The sequence below is a fragment of the Halomonas sp. G11 genome, from assembly GCF_001663515.1.
GTDB lineage: Bacteria > Pseudomonadota > Gammaproteobacteria > Pseudomonadales > Halomonadaceae > Vreelandella.
On the sequence record NZ_LYXG01000040.1, the window covers coordinates 103303 to 123407 of the forward strand.

16 protein-coding genes are annotated in these 20105 nt (G+C 59.9%); 5 read left to right on the forward strand and 11 right to left on the reverse strand.

The annotated features are described in order from the left end of the window. Nucleotides 1–34 precede the first annotated feature (34 nt). Entirely contained in the window at nt 35–553 is a 519-nt protein-coding gene (gene yjgA, locus ADS46_RS14260; protein ID WP_066321144.1) for a ribosome biogenesis factor YjgA, read from the forward strand. 5 nt (nt 554–558) lie between these two features. Here yjgA and tldD read toward each other — a convergent pair whose 3' ends face one another. Genes tldD through ADS46_RS14295 form a run of 7 tightly spaced genes read right to left on the reverse strand, consistent with a single transcriptional unit; the run spans nt 559 to nt 10498 of the window. Next, nucleotides 559–2010 carry a metalloprotease TldD gene (gene tldD / locus ADS46_RS14265; protein WP_066321146.1) on the reverse strand — a complete coding sequence of 484 codons (1452 nt, stop codon included), beginning with the start codon at nt 2008–2010 and terminating at the stop codon, nt 559–561. Beyond that, nucleotides 2007–5882 carry a YhdP family protein gene (locus tag ADS46_RS14270; protein WP_066321147.1) on the reverse strand — a complete coding sequence of 1292 codons (3876 nt, stop codon included), beginning with the start codon at nt 5880–5882 and terminating at the stop codon, nt 2007–2009. The genes tldD and ADS46_RS14270 overlap by 4 nt, the downstream gene beginning before the upstream one ends. A gap of 3 nt (nt 5883–5885) precedes the next feature. Continuing rightward, nucleotides 5886–7349, reverse strand: a complete 1464-nt coding sequence (gene rng, locus ADS46_RS14275) for a ribonuclease G (protein WP_066321149.1) — start codon at nt 7347–7349, stop codon at nt 5886–5888. Nucleotides 7350–7367: 18 nt separating this feature from the next. Beyond that, nucleotides 7368–7964 carry a Maf family protein gene (locus tag ADS46_RS14280; protein WP_066321151.1) on the reverse strand — a complete coding sequence of 199 codons (597 nt, stop codon included), beginning with the start codon at nt 7962–7964 and terminating at the stop codon, nt 7368–7370. Nucleotides 7965–8003: 39 nt separating this feature from the next. Further along, nucleotides 8004–8492, reverse strand: coding sequence for a rod shape-determining protein MreD (mreD, locus tag ADS46_RS14285; RefSeq protein WP_066321153.1), 489 nt, complete (start codon nt 8490–8492; stop codon nt 8004–8006). After that, nucleotides 8492–9436 (reverse strand): rod shape-determining protein MreC, encoded by a 945-nt coding sequence (mreC, locus tag ADS46_RS14290; protein ID WP_066321155.1) that lies wholly within the window; start codon nt 9434–9436, stop codon nt 8492–8494. The genes mreD and mreC overlap by 1 nt, the downstream gene beginning before the upstream one ends. A gap of 24 nt (nt 9437–9460) precedes the next feature. Then, nucleotides 9461–10498 (reverse strand): rod shape-determining protein, encoded by a 1038-nt coding sequence (locus tag ADS46_RS14295; RefSeq protein WP_066321157.1) that lies wholly within the window; start codon nt 10496–10498, stop codon nt 9461–9463. 229 nt (nt 10499–10727) lie between these two features. On the opposite strand from ADS46_RS14295, the gene gatC reads away from it, so the two are divergent. From gatC to gatB, 3 genes are all read left to right on the forward strand, one after another. Next, the gene (gene gatC / locus ADS46_RS14300; protein WP_066321240.1) at nt 10728–11015 is read left to right on the forward strand and encodes an Asp-tRNA(Asn)/Glu-tRNA(Gln) amidotransferase subunit GatC; all 288 of its coding nucleotides are present in this window, start codon (nt 10728–10730) and stop codon (nt 11013–11015) included. Between the two features lie 65 nt (nt 11016–11080). Continuing rightward, nucleotides 11081–12541, forward strand: coding sequence for an Asp-tRNA(Asn)/Glu-tRNA(Gln) amidotransferase subunit GatA (gene gatA / locus ADS46_RS14305; RefSeq protein ID WP_066321159.1), 1461 nt, complete (start codon nt 11081–11083; stop codon nt 12539–12541). Then, nucleotides 12541–13995 carry an Asp-tRNA(Asn)/Glu-tRNA(Gln) amidotransferase subunit GatB gene (gatB, locus tag ADS46_RS14310; RefSeq protein ID WP_066321160.1) on the forward strand — a complete coding sequence of 485 codons (1455 nt, stop codon included), beginning with the start codon at nt 12541–12543 and terminating at the stop codon, nt 13993–13995. Before gatA ends, gatB begins: the two co-directional genes overlap by 1 nt. A 50-nt stretch (nt 13996–14045) precedes the next feature. Here the strand turns inward: gatB and sixA are convergent, their stop codons facing one another. The 4 genes from sixA to ADS46_RS14330 form a co-directional block, all read right to left on the reverse strand. Then, nucleotides 14046–14537 carry a phosphohistidine phosphatase SixA gene (gene sixA / locus ADS46_RS14315; protein WP_066321162.1) on the reverse strand — a complete coding sequence of 164 codons (492 nt, stop codon included), beginning with the start codon at nt 14535–14537 and terminating at the stop codon, nt 14046–14048. Further along, a complete protein-coding gene (locus ADS46_RS14320; protein ID WP_066321164.1) occupies nt 14530–15597 on the reverse strand; it encodes an NAD(P)H-dependent glycerol-3-phosphate dehydrogenase in 1068 nt (355 codons plus the stop codon). The genes sixA and ADS46_RS14320 overlap by 8 nt, the downstream gene beginning before the upstream one ends. Before the next feature lie 118 nt (nt 15598–15715). Next, complete coding sequence (gene htpG, locus ADS46_RS14325) at nt 15716–17620, reverse strand: molecular chaperone HtpG (RefSeq protein ID WP_066321166.1); 1905 nt, start codon at nt 17618–17620, stop codon at nt 15716–15718. Between the two features lie 100 nt (nt 17621–17720). Further along, on the reverse strand, nt 17721–18068 hold the full coding sequence (locus ADS46_RS14330; protein ID WP_066321168.1) for a YkvA family protein: 348 nt from the start codon (nt 18066–18068) through the stop codon (nt 17721–17723). Between the two features lie 96 nt (nt 18069–18164). On the opposite strand from ADS46_RS14330, the gene ADS46_RS14335 reads away from it, so the two are divergent. Then, nucleotides 18165–20099 (forward strand): transglycosylase SLT domain-containing protein, encoded by a 1935-nt coding sequence (locus ADS46_RS14335; protein ID WP_066321170.1) that lies wholly within the window; start codon nt 18165–18167, stop codon nt 20097–20099. The last annotated feature ends 6 nt before the right edge of the window (nt 20100–20105 follow it).

A 20105-nucleotide genomic window follows, 5' to 3' on the forward strand; every position in this document is an offset into this window, starting at 1 on the left:
ATAAGGCCACGAATTCTGTTGATGAGAACCTACGATGCCTAAACAACGCCCCGAGCCCCTAGACGACGACATGGCAGAGCGCCCCAGCAAGTCCCAGTTGAAGCGCGAAATGCATGCGCTTCAGGCATTGGGGGAAACACTGATTGCCATGCAGCCCGCCGAGCGGGCGCGTTTCCCGCTATCCGATGACATGCTGCGTGCCATCGACGAGACCGCTCGCATTCGTTCCCATGAAGGGCGTCGGCGGCATATGCAGTACGTCGGCAAATTAATTCGCAAGGAAGACCTTGCCGCCATTCAGGCCGTGTTCGACAACATCGAACAAGAAAAGCAGCAGCGCGACCATGCGTTTCATCGACTTGAAAAATGGCGTGACCGGCTAATCGATGAAGGCGACCCGGCCGTTGAGCAGTGGCTCAACGAGCACCCGGACACCGACCTTCAAACCCTTCGCCAGTTGATTCGCAACGCCAGGCGCGAGCGTGATCAAGACAAGCCGCCCACCAGCGCTCGCAAGCTTTTCAAGTTTTTACGCAATACCGCTGAGCTTTAATTTTTTCAAGACTGCGTGCCGCCGACGGTCAGCTCGTCAACTTTCAACGTCGGCTGACCAACCCCCACCGGCACGCCCTGGCCTTCTTTGCCGCAGACGCCAATGCCGGTATCCAGCGCCATGTCATGGCCGATCATCGAGACACGGCTCATGGCGTCAGGGCCGTTACCGATCAGCGTCGCGCCCTTCACCGGCGCCGTCACGCGGCCATCTTCAATCAGATAGGCTTCGCTGGCGGAGAACACGAACTTGCCGGAGGTGATGTCGACCTGGCCACCGCCAAAACTCACGGCGTAAATACCCCGCTTGACGCTCTTGATAATGTCGTCTGGCTCATCCTGCCCGGCGAGCATGACGGTGTTGGTCATGCGCGGCATCGGCAAATGGGCAAACGACTCGCGCCGGGCGTTGCCGGTGGGCGCCATCCCCATCAGGCGGGCATTGAGCTTGTCTTGCATATAGCCGGTCAGCACGCCGTCTTCAATCAACGAGGTGTACTGCCCTGGCGTGCCCTCATCATCGACGCTGAGCGAACCGCGACCGTCGCTCAAGGTGGCATCGTCCACCACGGTGACACCCTTTGATGCGACACGTTGCCCCATCCGGCCCGCAAAGGCTGAACTTCCCTTGCGGTTGAAATCTCCCTCCAGACCGTGTCCTACGGCTTCATGAAGCAGAATGCCCGGCCAGCCGGCCCCCAACACCACGGGCATTTGACCCGCGGGCGCATCCACCGCTTCGAGATTGACCAGCGCCTGGCGCACCGCCTCTTTGGCATAGCGCTCCGAGACCTGTTCATCGCGCAGCCGCGACATCGAATAACGCCCGCCGCCACCGGCACTGCCACGCTCGCGACGGCCGTTCTTGACGGCAATCACGCTGACATTGAAGCGCACCAAGGGGCGAATATCCGTCGCCAGCGTGCCGTCACTGGCACGTACCAGTACCACCTCATAGGTACCGGAAAGCGACGCGCTCACCTGGGTGACGCTGGGGTCGGCCGCGCGGGCGATACGGTCAGCGTCTTTCAGCATGGCGACTTTTTCGTCGGCGCTCAGCCCGGTGAGCGGGTCGATGCCCGCGTAGTAGGACGCTGCCGTCACCGGGTTGACGGCCTGTCCGGTCAGTTGCTTGCCACTGCGCACGATACCGGCTGCCGTTTTTCCGGTATCCATCAGTGCATCGGCGGTGATCTGGTTGGAGTAGGCAAAGCCGGTTTTCTCGCCGGCCAGGGCGCGTACGCCGACGCCGCCATCAATGTTGTAACTTGCCTCTTTAACCTCACCATCTTCCAGTATCCAGCCTTCTTCCCATGAGCGCTGAAAGTAAAGATCAGCATAGTCGATACCGGCTCCCATGGCGTAACCCAGGCCGCTGTCCAGGGCGTCAAGGGTCAGCCCGCCCGGGGTGAGCAAAATCGAAACGGCGGTTTGTAAATCGTTAGTGTGTGCGGTCATCGAGAGCCTTCTAAAGTCACTTGCGGCGAGGCCCATGGCCCCTCCACACGGTAATAAATCGTGGTCACCTGATCCAAGGCGTCGCCGAATAGTTGGTCGGCTAAAAACAGTGCGCCGCCCACCACGGGCGCTCCGATGGCGAGCGCTGCCATGGGCAGGCTTTGGCTTAACGGTAATGTGACGCCAAGGCGTTGATCAAGTTCGCGGTTCACCAAATCAACGTCGCCACTAAGTGATAAGGTGGCGGCGGGCGCCTGTATTTGCAATGGGCCTCGCAGCATGAGTTGGCCATTGGCGATATCGGCAGCCCCGTGGACACGATCGAATGCCGTGCCTTGACCTGTTACGTCGGAAAAGTCCAGCCGCAAACGCCGCAGGATATTGTCAAAGCTTAGCAGCCCCACCAGGCGTGCCGGTGCCGATTCCAGGGTAAGAAAACGACCATCGCGGATGTCGGTGGTCATCTCTCCCCCGGCCTTGGCGAGATCCAGCTGCCATGGGGCGCCGGGCCAGGCAAGCGTCGCATCCACCCGGGTACTGCGACTGCGCATGGCCACCGGCTGGTCAAGGCGTTCAAGCGCGGTGGCGACATTGCCACCCTTGATCGACACGTCCGTACGCGTCCGACTGGTGGCGCTCCCCCCTTCCCAATGCAGCGAACCGGCGGCGGTGAGCTGCCCCAGCGTCAAGCCGACGGGCTCCAGCGAAAAGCCGTTACCATCGGCATGCCAGAACGCCGTTAAAGGGCCCATTCGCTTGCCGTCGAGCAACATCTCGGACAGCCGCAAACGGCCATCGGGAACATCCGCCAGCCACTCGGGCAAGGCCATCGGGGTCGATGCATCTGGCGTCGTTGTCTGAACTGACTCGGTCCAGGAAGACGGCATAGGCGCCGTTGGCTGCTCCCGACCATCCCTCGCCACCGCCTCCACAATGGGGCCCAGGGACAGCTGAGTGAGCGCAATATCCAATGGTGTCGGCCCAGTGGGGCGGTACTCAACACGCCCTCTTACCACATCGCTATCAAGCATCAGCGACAGCTTGCTGTCGCGCAGGCTACCCTCGGCAGTCCCCCCAGCCAGGCAAGCCTGCTTATAAACCACGCAGGGCGTGGCGATATTCAGCGAAAGCGGCGGGAGCGTTGCCATTGACGTATCGTCAGCGTCTGCCGCGCCGCTGCCCTGAATGAGGGGAGATAATGCCCGCTGCCAAGCGGCGATATCCAGCCGTTCGAGCTCGGCAGTCAGTTGCCAGCCTGGCGTCTGCCGCCAGTCCGACGTGCGGCGAGAAGCCCGATCCAGGCGTACGCTGCCTGCGAGCTGACCGCCGGTAGACTGGATATGTAAATCGGCAATATCCGCCAAGCGACTCTGGATACGTAACGGCTCAAGGTCAGCCGTCAGTGTCCAGGGCCATGCCTGCTGGGCACTCTTGGCAAAGGGAGCAGGCAGCTTGATGGCCATGCCTTGCCAGTTACTTTCCAACGCCAACTGGGGGGTGGGCGACAGGGTTAGCTGCCCCCGCCAGGATGACCGCCCTTCGGCAAGCGAGCTCGCCACTTCAGGGCTCAGCCCTGCCAGCCCCAGCAACCCGCGGGCCGACGCATCCCCCTGAAGGGCGACGCTGTCTTTCCGGGTATCAATCGCTGCTTGAATCGCGCCATTCAATAGCCGCCCGTTCAATTGGCCAACCAGTACGCCTTGCTCGCCCTGTTGCTGCCAGGTAATCCGGCCCTGCAGCGACTCGATGCGCTCCGCAAGCTCACCATAGCCTATCTGCATGCCTCTGGGTTCGGCGTTGACTTCAAGAGTGAAGTCGTCTTCCTTATCCAGCGACATGGCAAGCGCCACGTCTCCATCAATATCGCCCTGAAGCGCCAATGCGTTAATCTCAGGTGTATCGATATCGGGCATCGCCGACAAGAACGCCAGCGCGTCTTGCCCGCTTGCCTGCCACTGCCCCGACAGGTTCAGCGCCTCATCCTGCAACCGCACTTCGCCATTGCTAAGCATGACGCCTTGCGTTTGCCCACGCTCAACCTCAGCCAGAAGACGCCCGTTTTGCCACTTCAGGCGACCGGCTAAGTCCTCGATCTGCGGCCAGTCAGGCGCAATGGGCAGGTACCCATCACGCAACGTCAGTTCAAGGGTGGAGGTTAACGCATCGTCGCTGACGTCATCGCCCAAAGGCTGGCTGAGCTTTAACGCGCCTTGCGTGACATAGCCACCCACTCCGCTACCCAACCAGTCGCGCAATTCCGGCGCTAGTGCCTTCATTGGCACCCACTGCGCGAGCGGGTTCTCCAGGGCATCGACATCCTTAAAATCAATGTCCAGGCCGAAGTGCCCACGATCAGCATCGGTGACTAATCCAAAGCCACCGGTGACGCTCGCCCCCTCCCAATCAAGCGCGATATCGCGCCCGCTGACCAAGGCACGCGGGCCATCGTAAACCCATTCCACCTGGCCTGAGGCATGCCGTAACTGCATGGGGGCATCAAAGAGTTCTGGAAAATAAAGCGTACTTTCGCGACGGTTAGCAAATTGAACGCGCCCCCTGAAATCACGCGCCTGCACCCAGGCATCCAAGGGGCCTCCGCCGGGTGCCTGTTCCCAGGGCAGTACTTCGAGACTGCTGATGGCCGCATCAACGCCCCATTCACCTTCCTTCTGACCGATCCGAAACCCTTCTACCTGGCCACGCGGCGCAAGCGTTTGCAACACCCGGGTCACCGATTCCGGCATCGGCACATAGTCGCGCCATGCGGCGAGTGACGCCAGCTCAAAGGCACTGGTGCGCAGCTCCCAATCACTGGGCTGGTGGGTCAGGTACCAATGCCTTGGCAGCGCGGGGCCTTCACTGACCCCCGAAGGCTTTGCCCACTCGACATTCTCAGCGTCACCACTTACCCAGGCTTCGCCACCCTTGCCGTCGCGCTGCCACTGGCCCAAGGCTTCTACATTTCGTAATATTGCCCGCTGTACGTCGTGGCGCAGCGTCAACTGGGGTATATCCACCCCGATACGCGCCCGGTCCAGTTGGCCTTTGTACCATTGCCCCCAAAGACGCGCGTCCCCCCCCGCCTGGGTAACCTGGGGGACATACTCGGGTCGTATGACATCCGCCAGCAGAGCCAAATTGTCAAGCTGAACATCCACGTTCAACGCCGCCGAGAAGTCTCGATATCCGTCTTCCCCCGGAGAAACCTCCGCCTGCAGAAACGCCACCGGCAATGGACTTGAAGGCTCACCGTCTGACTGATCAATAATATTGATACTGCCTTCAAGCTGGGTGTGCTGTTCGTCGCCCCCCAGCAACAGGGTCGGCGCATGCAAATCAACCGTATTATCCTCACCGTGCAGCACCAGACGGGTATCTTCCACGCTTAACCGTTGGCGGAGCAAGATCCCCACCCAACGATCGAGCGCGGTTAGATTGATATCAGGCTGTTCTTCCACCACTGGCAGTTTGGCGGGCGCTGGCCACTCCCATCGATCACTGAAGAGTCGATACAGGTGGAATTCGGTGCCGCGAATATCGGCGTCGTTGAAAATAGGCGCGCGTGCTTTAAGCGACGCCCACACGTCCAGCCGCAGAGTGGCGTGGGCCAGCTTGAAAAGGGGGTAGCCGTTAGGCGTTTGTGCGCTGACATCGCCCACCATGAGTTCGATATCATTGCGCTGAAGGGCAAGCGTTAGCCGCTCAATGTGAACCGGCACACCCACCTGGGATTCCAGGAATGCCTCTATACGAGGCGTCAGGGCATCCGCCTGGCTCATCGCCAGGCGCACTAACAGCAGAATGATCGCCAGCGCGCCGAGCCACCACGCGGCGATTCTCAATGCAGTATGCACCACCGGGCGAGTCGTCATGGATTACATCAACACAATATCGTACTGCTCTTGAGAATAGTGCTGTTCTACCTGAAAACGTATCGTCTTGTTGATAAAAGTTTCCAGATCTGCAACCGCAGCGGACTCTTCATCCAACAGGCGATCAACGACCGGCTGGGAAGCCAACACCATGTACGTCTCGGCACTGTAGGCCCGCTCTTCACGAAGAATCTCGCGAAAAATCTCGTAGCACACGGTCTCGGGGGTTTTGAGGGTGCCTCTACCACTGCAGGTAGGGCATGCTTCGCACAGGGTTTGCTCCAGGCTTTCCCGGGTCCGCTTGCGGGTCAACTGCACCAGGCCAAGTTCAGTGACACCGGTGCATTTTGTCTTGGCATGGTCACGTTCCAGGGCCTTTTCCAGCACACGCAGTACCTGGCGCTGGTGTTCGGCATCTTCCATATCGATAAAGTCGATAATGATGATGCCGCCCAGGTTACGCAGGCGCAGTTGCCGGGCGATCGACGTCGCCGCCTCCAGGTTGGTCTTGAAGATGGTTTCTTCCAGATTGCGATGGCCGACATAGCCGCCGGTGTTGACGTCAATGGTGGTCATTGCCTCGGTGGGATCAATCACCAGATAGCCACCCGACTTCAATTGTACCTTGCGGCCCAGCGCTTTCTGGATCTCGTCTTCGACGCTGTACAGGTCAAAAATGGGTCGCTCACCGGGATAATACTCGATACGGTCCACGGCGTCGGGCATGAACTCCTCGGCAAACTCAATCAGCCTGACAAAGTTTTCCCGGGAGTCGATGCGGATCTTTTCGATATCGTCGCGCATGACATCACGCAAGGTGCGCATGAACAGAGGCAGATCATCGTAGATGACCGTTGCGGGCGCCGCTGAAATTTTACGCTCACTGACCTTGCGCCATAGGCGAAGCAGAAAATGCATATCGCCGATAAGCTCTTCATCGCCCACGCCTTCAGCGGCGGTACGCACGATAAAGCCGCCGCTTACCTCCAGCGTTTGCTCGCCGATACTGTTATCCAGCAACGCCTTCAGCCGCTCACGCTCACGCTCGTCTTCAATACGCTGGGAAACGCCATGGTGAGGCGAATCGGGCATGTAGACCAGGTAACGGGAGGGAACCGAAAGATGCGTGGTCAACCGCGCACCTTTGCTACCAATCGGGTCCTTGGTGACCTGCACGACCAGCGCCTGGCCTTCATGCAGCAACTGACCAATGGTCTGCTGCTCGTCAACGGAGGTGCCCGGGGGCATCACTTCCTGGGCATGGATAAAGGCGGCACGTTCGAGGCCAATATCAACAAAGGCAGCCTGCATTCCAGGCAGTACACGTACGATCTTGCCTTTGTAGATATTGCCGACAATACCGCGCCGACGGGAACGCTCGATGAGCGCCTCTTGCAGCACGCCGTTTTCGACCAGCGCCACGCGGGTCTCCATCGGCGTCAGATTAATCAGAACCTCACCGCTCATGCAAAAATCCTTGTGGGTTTACGCGGGTAAATGTCCATTCCATAACGGTACCCCCTGACGACGCAGCAAGCACGCTGTTTCAAAAAGTGGCAGCCCCACCACTGCCGAGTGGCTGCCCTCAATGCCTGCCACGAATACCGACGCCATGCCCTGGATGGCATAACCGCCCGCCTTGTCGCATGGCTCAGCCGTTTTCCAGTAGGCCGCTATCTCTGCGTTGCTGATATCGCGCAGCGTCACGCGGGTTGTCACGCAGCACGTCAAGACCCCCTTGGGACCCGTCACCGCGACCCCTGTCAATACGTCATGCTGCCGCCCCGAGAGACGCCGCAGCATGCTCGCAGCGTGGGACTTATCGTCGGGTTTGCCTAAAATCTGTCCATCCACCACGACCGCCGTATCCGAGCCCAGTGTCGGCAGCGCGGTCAAGGGCATCGCCGCTTGGGCCTTGGCCTGAGCCAAACGGACGACATAACGCTCGGCGGGCTCGCCAGGCAAGGGGGTTTCGTCAATGTTGCAGGGCTCAACCTGGACTGAAACGCCAATCGATGCGAGCAACGCCTGGCGGCGTGGCGAGGCAGACGCCAGACACAAGACCAGCTCTGGTTCCAACATATCGGCTCCACATCGGTGACTCAGGACGGCGCCGTGCGATCAGCTACCGGCAGAACGACGCTGTAGTGCGGCAAACATCGTCGCAAGCCAAGGCCATAGCACGGCGCTGACCAGCGACGAGGTCAAGAACGCCAGATGAATGGAAAAATCTCCCACCAGGCTACGCAGCCACTGGTCGACCAGCTGTACCAGCCCAAGTAGCACTAGCACCAGCAACGCCTGCTGGAGCAGTGAGTAGGCACGAAAACGGGCATAGACCAGCGCGCACAAGAATGCCAGCAGGGAGAACATGATGGCGTGATGGCCCAAAGGCGTTCCCTCGATCAAATCCAGCAGAATACCCAGCACAAAGCCGTGGAAAACTCCCACTTGATCGGGCTCGCGCATACACCAATAGATCATCATCAACCCCAGCCACTGGGGCCGGAATACCTGCCACTCATCACCTAGAGGCATCACCTGCAGACACAGCGCCATCAGCAAGGTCAACCACACCACCACCAAAGGCGTGACCGGAACGCGGGGCATCAGGGCACCTCCTGGGTAGATGATTCACCGTCAGGGTTGGCCACCTGACGCGCACTGCGTAACGCATCGACCGAGACCCGCAGGGAGTCGTCCCAGTGTTGCTCATCATCTGGTATTTGGGGCGGCGGGGAAAGAAGCAGAAAATGGCGTGAGCGTTTCAGCTGAGCCATCGGCTCCGCGGTGACCTGAGCAAACGGCTGCCCCGGGTCATGCTCGACCTTGGTGACACGCGCAACGGGATAGCCAGGTGGAAATCGCCCTGCCAAGCCAGACGTTGTCAACAGATCACCTTCGCGGATATCCGCCGTGTTCGGCACATGCAACACTTTCACATGATCATAGCGCCCCGTCCCCTGGACAATGAAGCGCAAACCATTGCGATTGACCTGCACCGGCAGGGCATGGCTGGCATCGGCTACCAGCAGCACACGGCTGGAGTAGGTCGAAACCGCTGTTACCTGACCGACTAGCCCGGTGGCATCGATGACCGGCTGGCCCACATAGGCACCGTGGCGATGCCCCCGATCCACCACCATCTGATGACTGAAGGGGTCATTGTCGAGGGACAGCAGCTCCGCGGTCATAAAGGGGATATCGCGCTGCTGGGCAGCGCCAAGCAAACGCCGTAGTTCAGCGTTTTCCCTGGTGAGGTTCGCCATTCGCTGCCCGCGGTGTGACAGCGTCAGAATTTGCTCACGCAGGCGCTGATTTTCATCAACGAGCGCTTGCTGGTCTGAAAGTGCCAGCGACCCCCAATCCAGAACCCGGCTGGGAACGCCCACCACCCACTGGATGGGGGCGACCACCACTGACATCTGGGCACGCACGCTTTCCATACGTGTGAAACGCTGGTCGACGAACATCAGCGCACTGGCAACCAGCACGCAGAAAAACAGCCGATATCCCGGTAAAGGACCATGCGAAAACAGCGGTTTAATAGGCAAATCCCCCGCGATTAACCGCTGCGATCAGTCGCTCGACAGCAACTCAAAGGTGTGCTGATCGATCATTTCCAGCGCTTTGCCGCCACCGCGGGCCACACAGGTCAACGGGTCTTCCGCCACGATCACGGGCAGCCCGGTTTCTTCAGCGATCAGCTTGTCGATATCACGCAGCAATGCGCCACCACCGGTCAGTACCAGTCCCCGCTCGGCAATATCAGACGCCAGTTCGGGGGGTGATTGCTCAAGCGCATTTTTTACCGCGGCGACAATCGAGCCCAGTGTCTCCTGAAGTGCTTCGAGAATTTCGTGGGAATTGAGCGTAAAGCTGCGCGGAATCCCTTCAGCCAGGTTTCGCCCGCGCACATCGATCTCGCGCAGCTCGCCGCCAGGATAAGCACAACCAATTTCTTCCTTGATACGCTCAGCCGTGGCTTCACCAATCAGGCTGCCGTAATGACGACGCACGTAGGCGATAATCGCTTCGTCGAAGCGGTCGCCACCCACGCGAATGGATTCGGAATAGACAATACCGTTGAGCGAAATGATCGCAATTTCAGTGGTACCGCCGCCGATATCCACGACCATTGACCCCTGGGCTTCTTCCACGGGCAGCCCGGCACCAATCGCCGCCGCCATGGGCTCCTCGATCAGGTCCACACGGCGAGCGCCAGCGCCTTCCGCGGACTCGCGAATCGCGCGGCGCTCCACCTGCGTCGCCATATAGGGGATGCAGACCAGCACGCGCGGGCTGGGGGTAATGAAGGTGCTTTGATGCACTTTGCGGATAAAGTGCTGAAGCATTTGTTCGGTGACGGTAAAGTCAGCGATGACGCCGTCTTTCATTGGGCGAATAGCCGTGATATTACCCGGCGTACGCCCCAGCATACGCTTGGCGTCGGCACCTACTGCCGCGACGCTGCGCATATTACCGGATTGACGGATAGCAACGACGGATGGCTCATCAAGGACAATGCCACGACCGCGTACGTAAATCAGTGTGTTGGCCGTACCCAGGTCGATCGATAGATCGCTGGAAAACAGCCCCCTCAGACGTTTGAACATGGATGTTGATACCTAGTGCAGACTGGGAACCCTGTGCGGATGCAAACGGTATCACCGCAACCCCCTGGCAGCAAGCACGAGTCGCGCCAGACACTGCCCGTTTGCGCCAAGATGTGGTACATTTTGCGGCTATTTTACACATCTGCGATACAAGACGTTATTACAATAACTGACTGTATACCGCGTAATGCGGGATATGTTCCATCACCTTCGCGAGGAATTTCCGATCATGGCGCTTGAAGACTCTCATGTGCGCCGGGCCGCTCATCTAGCCCGGATCGCCGTCAGCGATGACCAAGCCAGCGGTTTCGTAGAGGACCTGAGCCGGATTCTGGACATGGTCGACCAGCTGCAAGGCGTCAACACCGACGGCGTTGCGCCCCTGGCCCATCCGCTCGATGCCACCCAGCGCCTGCGCGCCGACGAAGTCACCGAAACCAACCAGCGCGACACTTTCCAGCGCTGCGCCCCAGCGGTTGAAAACGGTCTGTACCTGGTGCCCCGTGTGGTCGAATAACGCATCACCAAGGCATTAGCCGTCTTTTCATCCTTATCTTTTGCTTCGAACGGAGCTCTCAGGTCATGCACGACAAGACACTGACACAACTCGCCAAGGCGCTGGGCAGCGGTGAACTATCCAGCCGCGAGTTAACTGAACACTACCTGCAACGCATTCAGCAGAGCGGTGCCATCCTGAACAGTTTTATTACCGTCACCGCTGATCAGGCCCTGGAACAGGCCGACACCGCCGACCAGGCGCGCGCCAAAGGCACGGCGAGTCTGTTGACGGGCGTGCCATTGGCACTGAAGGACATTTTTTGCACCCAGGGCATCAAAACCAGCTGCGGCTCCAGAATGCTGGATAATTTCGACGCGCCTTACGATGCCACCGTGGTGGAAAAGCTCAAGACAGCGGGCACGGTTACCCTAGGCAAGACCAACATGGATGAGTTTGCCATGGGCTCGTCCAACGAAAACAGCTACTACGGACCGGTCAAAAACCCCTGGGACCTCACCGCCGTGCCCGGTGGCAGCTCCGGCGGCAGCGCCGCGGCGGTGGCCGCGGGGCTCACGCCGGCAGCGCTGGGCACCGATACCGGCGGCTCGATTCGTCAGCCAGCGGCGTTCTGCGGGATTACCGGCCTCAAACCGACCTACGGACGCGTTTCCCGCTACGGCATGATCGCCTACGCCTCAAGCCTCGACCAGGCGGGTCCCATGGCACGCAGCGCAGAAGACTGCGCGCACCTGTTGAACGTCATGGCGGGTCATGATGTACGCGACTCCACCAGTGTGGCCCGCGGGGTGCCCGACTACGCGGAAACGCTCAATGCGCCGCTTTCAGGGCTGAAAATCGGCCTCCCTAAAGAGTACTTCGGCGAAGGCCTCGACCCTGAGGTCGAAAAAGCCGTGCGTGAGGCGGTTAGCGTCTATGAGTCGCTGGGCGCTACCGTGCGGGATGTCAGCCTGCCTCACACGCATTACGCCATCCCTGCGTATTACGTCATTGCACCTGCCGAAGCCTCCTCCAACCTGTCACGCTTTGACGGCGTGCGTTTTGGGCACCGCTGCGACGACCCAAGCGACCTGATCGACCTCTACAAGCGCTCGCGGGCCGAGGGCTTCGGCGACGAGGTACAACGTCGTATCCTGATCGGTACTCACACGCTGTCGGAAGGCTTCTTTGACGCCTATTATACCAAGGCGCAGAAGGTTCGCCGTCTGATTCGCCAGGACTTCCTGGATACCTTTGAAGATGTGGACGTCCTGATGGGCCCTGCCTCACCGACACCGGCTTTTGATCTGGGCGCCAAGAAGGATCCGGTATCCATGTACCTGCAGGACATTTATACGATTGCTGTCAACCTGGCGGGCATCCCCGGCATCAGCGTACCGGCCGGCTTCGCCGGTGGCCGTCCGATCGGCCTGCAGATACTGGGCACCCACTTTGCCGAAGCCCAGCTGTTGAACGTCGCCCACCAGTTCCAGCAAACGACCGATTGGCACTTGCAACGCCCTGATTTTGCCGAGGAGAGCGCCTAATGCAATGGGAAACCGTGATTGGGCTAGAAGTCCACGTTCAGCTCGCCACCCACTCAAAGATTTTCTCTGGCGCCTCGACAGCATTTGGCGCCGAGCCGAACAGCCAGGCTTGCGCGGTCGACCTCGGCCTGCCGGGTGTGCTGCCGGTACTCAACGAGCAGGCGGTGGCCATGGCGGTGCAGTTTGGTCTGGCCGTGCATGCCGATATCGCTGAAGTATCGGTGTTCGATCGCAAGAACTACTTCTACCCGGACCTGCCCAAGGGTTATCAGACCAGTCAGATGTACCACCCCATCGTCGGCCACGGCGAGGTGGAGATTACCCTGGACGACGACACCACCAAGCAGATCCGCATCCACCATGCCCACCTGGAAGAGGACGCGGGCAAGTCGCTGCACGAAGACTTCCATGGCATGACCGGCATTGACCTGAATCGTGCAGGCACGCCGCTGCTGGAGATCGTCTCCGAGCCGGATATGCGCAGTGCCAAAGAGGCGGCCGCCTACCTCAAGGCGATTCACTCGATCGTCACCTATCTGGGCATTTCCGACGGCAACATGGCGGAGGGGTCGATGCGCTGCGACGTCAACGTCTCGGTGCGCCCCAAGGGGCAGGAAGCCTTCGGCACCCGGGCCGAGATCAAGAACGTCAACTCTTTCCGCTTTGTGGAAAAGGCCATTGCCTTTGAAGTCGAGCGGCAGATCGAACTGATCGAGGACGGCGGCAAGGTCGTCCAGGAGACGCGTCTGTTCGACCCTGAGCGCGACGAGACACGCAGCATGCGCACCAAGGAAGAAGCCAACGACTACCGCTACTTCCCCTGCCCCGACCTTCTGCCGGTGGTACTCGACCAGGCCTACCTGGACCATCTGCGCAGCCAGCTACCGGAGCTGCCTGCTGAAAAACGCGAGCGCTTTCAGCAGGCGCTGGGGCTGTCGGCCTACGATGCCTCCGTGCTTTCCGCCAGCCGCGACATGGCCGAATATTTCGAGGCCGTCCATCGCGTCTGTGGCGACGCCAAACAGGCCGCCAACTGGGTGCAGGGTGAGCTGTCCGGCGCGCTCAACCGCGAAAACCTCAGCATCGCCAACAGCCCGGTCAGCGCCAACCAACTGGGTGAACTGGTCCAGCGGGTACTTGACGACACCATTAACGGCAAAGCCGCCAAACAGGTTTTCCAGGCACTGTGGCACGGTGAAGGCGCAAGCGCCGATGCCATCATCGAGGCAAAGGGGTTGAAGCAGGTCACCGACACCGGCGCCATCGAAGCGATGATTGACCAGGTGATTGCCGACAGCCCCGCTCAGGTGGCGCAGTACTGCGACGCCGAACCCGAGAAACGCGGCAAGATGATTGGCTACTTTGTCGGCCAAGTCATGAAGGCCTCGCGAGGGACCGCCAATCCGCAGCAGGTCAATGGCCTGCTGAAAGAGAAGCTGGACGCGCTGCTCTAGGGCCCCCCTTGCCAACTTAAAACGGCCGCGTTTGCGGCCGTTTTTTTTCGCTACGTTAACTGTCCGGGATGCACAAAGCGTTGCAGCTGCGCGCAGCCTTTTGCCCATACCGGCGCGGTGAACTCGGCAAGGCCTGCGGTGGGAAATCCAACTCCGCGGGCTGAACGACCGTCGACCAGCGTCTCGGCAAGCTCCCCAACCAGCGGCATATGGCTGACAAGAATCAGTCGTTCATCGGTCTGCTCGACCAGCCAGTCGATGACCGCTTCGGGGGCGTCGTCCGGGGTGATCAGCGGCAGGGTTTCCACCGGCACCGACAGCGCCGCACTCAACCGAAAGGCCGTCTGCTGGGCGCGGCGATAGGGACTTGCCAGCAGCCTCGGCGGCGACCCTGGCTGGGCGGCTATCTGCGCGGCCAGCCACGCCCCGACCTTGGCGACTTCCTGCTCGCCGTGCGATGTCAGCGTGCGCTGGTCATCGGGCCGACCGGGGCCCGCTTCGCCGTGGCGCATCAGCCAGAGTCGCTGCGCTTGATCAGTCATGCCACCCCCCTGTTTCCCGGTGAGCTTGCTGAACGTCTTCGCGGGGAAGGATGAACTCGACGTCACTGCTTTGCTCACCCATCATCAGCGTTTTTGCCATGTCCTGTGGCGGCACGCCGTCGAACAGCACGTGATACAGCCCTTCGGCCAGCGGCATGTACACGCCAATCTCGGCCGCCTTGGTGCAGACCAGCCTGACGGTATTGACGCCTTCGGCCACCTGGCCAAGGGCATCCACAGCTTCGTCCAGGGTGCGCCCCTCGCCGATGGCGTGCCCTACCCGGTAATTACGCGACAAGTTCGACGAGCAGGTGACGATTAAATCCCCCACCCCGGCAAGGCCCAAAAACGTCATGGGGTTGGCCCCCTGGGCAACGGCGAAACGGCTCATTTCGGCCAATGCCCGGGTCATCAGCATGCTGCGGGTATTCTCACCCATGCCGAGTGCCGCGGCCATGCCCGCGGCGATGGCGTAGATATTTTTCAGCGCCCCGCCCAGTTCGACACCATGGCGGTCATTGCTGGCATAGACACGGAAGTAGCGGCAACCCAGCGCCTGCTGAACCCGGGTGCGGGTCAAGGCATCGGCGCTGGCGATCACCGTGGCGGTGAGCTGTTTATCGGCAATTTCCGAGGCGAGGTTGGGACCCGCAATCACCCCGATATGGGTAAAGCCGGTTTCCTGCTCCAGCACCTGGCTCATCAATAAAAAGCCGGATTGCTCAATCCCCTTGGTGGTACTGACCAGGATCTGCTCGGGCCTTAGCCACGGCTTGGCCGCCTGAACGACGCTGCGAAAGGCCTGGGACGGAATCGCAATCAGCACCAGCTCAGCGTCGTGGAGCACCGTTTCAAGGTCGGTGGACGCCTGTACCGCGGGGTTAATGGCATAATTCGGCAAATAGCGACCGTTGCGTCGCTCCCGATTGATCTGTTCCACCAGCGCTTCATCGCGCATCCATTGACGCACCTGCGCGCCGTTGTCAGCGGCAATGCTTGCCAGGGCAGTGCCAAAACTACCGCCGCCCAGTACGGCGACCTGAATCTGCTGCTCAGCCATGGAAATCCCGGATCGTTGGTAAGCGAAAGACGATAAGCCTCGCTGAAGGGTACGACAAAAACAAACGGCCCGCTTGGGGTAACTCCCCAAGGGGCCGTTATACGCCGTCAAGTAAGCGTTATGCCGCCAGCACCCCGTTGAGGCGCTTCACGTAAGCGGCCGGATCATCCAGGTGGCCGCCTTCGGCGATAATCGCCTGGTCCAGCAGGATATGGGCCAGGTCGGCAAACAGCCCGTCATCGGCGCTTTCCAGGCGTGCCACCAGTGAGTGGCTGGGATTCAGCTCCAGAATCGGCTTGACCTCGGGCAGCGGCTGTCCGGCGGCTTCCATGATGCGGCGCATCTGATAGCCCATTTCGTGCTCCGGCAGCACCACACAGGCCGGCGAGTCGGTGAGGCGGTGGGTAACCTTGACGTCCTGCACACCTTCGCCCAAGGCTTCCTTGACCCGCTTGACCAATGATTCCTTGGCTTTGGCGGTTTCTTCCTGCTCTTTTTTCTCGGCTTCATCTTCCACATCGCCAAGATCGAGCTCGCCTTTACCCACGTCAGCAAAGGATTTGCCGTCGAACTCGGTAAGGTGGCTCATCAGCCACTCGTCGATGCGGTCGGAAAGCAGCAGCACCTCGATGCCTTTCTTGCGGAAGATTTCCAGGTGAGGGCTGTGCTTGGCGGCATTGAAGCTGTCGGCCACCACGTAATAGATCTTCTGCTGACCTTCTTTCATGCGCCCGACGTAGTCGGCAAGCGAATGCTCCTGGGCGGCCGTATCGGTGTGCGTCGAGGCAAAGCGCAGCAGACCGGCGATTTTCTCACGGTTGGCGGCGTCTTCACCCGGGCCTTCCTTGAGGACGTTACCGAAGGTGTTCCAGAAGGTTTGGTACTGCTCGCTATCCTTGGCGAGCTTCTTGAGCATATCCAGCGCGCGCTTGGTCAGGGCGCCCTTGATCTTGTCGACCTTGGGATCCTGCTGCAGAAGCTCGCGGGAGACGTTGAGCGACAGGTCGCGGGTATCCAGCACGCCTTTGATGAAACGCAGGTAAAGCGGCAGGAACTGCTCGGCATCGTCCATGATGAAGACGCGCTGCACGTAGAGCTTTACACCCCGGGCACCGTCGCGGTCGAACATGTCAAACGGCGCGCGACCGGGTACAAACAACAGGCTGGTATATTCCAGCTTGCCTTCCACCTTGTTGTGGCTCCAGGTGAGCGGGTCACTGAAGTCGTGGGCCACGTGCTTGTAGAACGCCTTGTACTCGTCGTCGGAAATTTCGCTCTTGGGGCGCACCCAGAGGGCCGTGGCTTCGTTGATGGTTTCCCAGGTGGTCACCTCGCTGCCTTCGACCGGATTGCCATCATCGTCCTTGGCGGTTTCGGTCTTGGGCATGCGTACCGGCACTTCGATATGGTCCGAGTACTTGCGCACCAGGTTCTGCAGACGAAAGTCGTCAGCGAATTCCTTGGCGTCGTCTTTCAGGTGCAGGGTAATTTCGGTGCCGTGCTGTTCGAGATCGATGTCAGCGACGGTGAACTCGCCCTCGCCTTTCGAACGCCATTCCACGCCGGTGCTTGCGTCTTCGCCAGCCTTGCGTGTGCGAACCGTCACATCGTCGGCGACAATAAAGCTGGAATAGAAACCCACGCCGAACTGACCGATCAACTTGGCATCTTTCTGCTGTTCACCTGACAACTGCTTGAGGAACTCGGACGTACCACTGCGCGCAATGGTGCCCAGGTTGGCAATCACATCATCACGCGTCATGCCGATACCGTTGTCGCGCAGAGTGATCGTTCCGGCGTCGGCATCGTGTTCGATTTCGACACGTAGCTCGCTGTCGCCTTCGTAGAGCCCGTCGTTGTCCAGGGCCGCATAGCGTAGCTTGTCGCAGGCGTCGGCAGCGTTGGATATCAGCTCGCGCAGGAAAATTTCCCGATTTGAGTACAGCGAGTGAATCATCAGATTCAACAGCTGCTTAACTTCCGTTTGAAAGCCAAGAGTTTCTTCGTGGGTCGTGTTGGACATTCGCTCAGCCCTCATTGATCTCGGTACGTAAAGCGCCTCGCCAAGATGGCAAAGGCATAAAAATCGGTGTGAACGAGATATGGGGCTGAGGGAAAATTTTTCAAGCGGCCGTGTGCGGCGAATCAGTGGATTCGCTGTCGGGGTATTTCCAGGCGCGATAGCCAGCCAACTGCTGGTCCATGCGGTTGAGCAGCCAACCAACAACGACGGCATCGTCGACCACGCCTATCAACATCAGAAAATCGGGGATCAAATCAAACGGTAACACCAGATAAATCAGCGCCACCGCCATCAACCCGAAAGCTGACCAGGGCACAGGCCGAAAACGGCCTCTGACGACGTCACGGGTCATGGGAAAAAACAATGTCAGCGCACGCCACATACGCTTGAATACCCAAGCACGAGATTTAAGTCGACGCAGCCACCACCAGCTGGATAATAGAGCCATCAGTATTGAATCCTCCCAGACGTTCAGTTGTCGGAGTCTTTTGCGTTAGGATAGTTCAGCACCCCAGGCCACCCAATGCCGTATTGAGGAAGCACCATGCCCCGCACTGCCCGCGTATTATCCATTGCTTTCATTGCCTGTTTACCAAGCATGTCGTGGGGCGTCAGCGACAGTGCAATGCGCGATGCCCTTGATGCCGCTCGCAACCAGCAATGGGACCGTATTGATATGGCGGCCATTGAAGATCATCCGTTAAGTGGCTATGTCACTTATCATCGGTTGCGCAACCAGCTACCTGACCTGCCGCCGGAAACGGTCAACCGCTATATCGATACCCACAGCGACTCGCCGTTGAGCGACTGGATGCGCGGTCAGGCCATCGACCAATACGGAGAGGCAGGCCAGTATGGGCGTGTGCGGGCGGTCAGCAATGGTGAGCCCAACGGCGCTGCCCGGCAATGCCACTACCACACGGCTCATTTTGACATTGCCCCTCAACAAGCGGCCGAGGCAGGCCAACGCCTCTGGCTTGTGGGCCAATCCCAACCGAACGCCTGCGATCCGCTGTTTGACCGCTTGAGGGCTAACGGCACCATCGATGGCGAGTTGATTTGGGAACGCCTGATGCTCGCCTGGCAGGCAGGTAATCCTGGGCTGGCCGACTACCTGAGCAATCAATTAAGCGGACGCTGGCAAACCGCCATTGATACCTACGAAGCGGTGGACAGCGACCCGCAGCGCATACTCGGTGCTCCCACCTGCCTGGGCCCTGAATGCAAGGCCACGGCCACTTTTTACCAGGCGGCAATGCAGCGCCTTACGCTGGATGACACCCCGCAGGCCCTCTCCGTGTGGCGCTCCCTGGCCGAGCGTTTGAGCCTGTTGCCCAGCGATCAGCGGCTTATCGAAGAAGAGCTGGCGTATTACGTACTGGTGCGTGAAGTGCCCAATTCGATGGCGTGGGTGGATAGCGTCTTGCCACGCCTGGACAGCGAGCGCGTCTTCGAGTTGCGGGTTCGCCGCGCTCTTCAAGCTCATCAATGGGAAGCGGTGCGCCACTGGATTACCCAAATGCCCGCCGAGCAGAAAGCGGATGCACGGTGGCAATACTGGCTCGCCCGGGCCAGCGAGCAGCTAGGCGATCAAACGGCGGCCACAACGCATTTCCAGCAAGCGGCTTCACAGCGTAATTTTTACGGTTTTGCCGCTGCTGAGCGCCTGGGGCAACCGTTGGCATTGAACAATGAACGCTTCTATTTTGACGACGCGTCACGTGAGCGTATCGCGCAACTCCCCATGGTGCAGCGTACCCAGGCATTGATGCGCATCGGCGAAGACGGCTTGGCCAACAGTGAATGGCTGCATGCCGTTCAGCAGGCATCTACGCAAGAAGCCCGGGCGCTGGCCGATTTCGCCGCCGAACAAGGCTGGCATGCGCGGCTGGTACAGACCACCATCGCGGCGGGCATGTGGGATGCTCTCGAGTGGCGCTTCCCGCAGGCCTACCACGACGATTTCATCCACTGGGGACGCATTAGCGGCGTGGACCCTTACCTGCTAATGGCGATTACCCGCCGTGAAAGCGCCTACAACCCCAATGCCCTGTCACCTGCCGGTGCCCGGGGGCTGATGCAACTGATGCCCGGCACCGCCGCCCAGGTAAGCCGCCAACTGGGTCTCGATGACCCTGGCCCCTACGGCGTACTTGACCCGGAGTTGAACATTCGCCTGGGCAGCACTTACCTGCGCGACAAGCTGCAGCGTTACCAGGGCAATCGTTTAGCCGCTGCGGCGGCGTACAACGCAGGCCCTGGACGAGTGGATCGCTGGCTGGGAGATTACAGCATCGAGGCCTTTGACCTCTTTGTGGAGCGCATTCCCTACCGTGAAACGCGCAACTACGTACAGGCCGTGCTGAGTTATCGCGCCATTTTTGAAAGCCTTGCCAATGGCTCGAGCGACGGGGTGTCGCTGTTGAGCGACGGCGAAAAGCAGGTGCGTTACAACCGGGCGCTGGTGATTCGCGATTGATATACG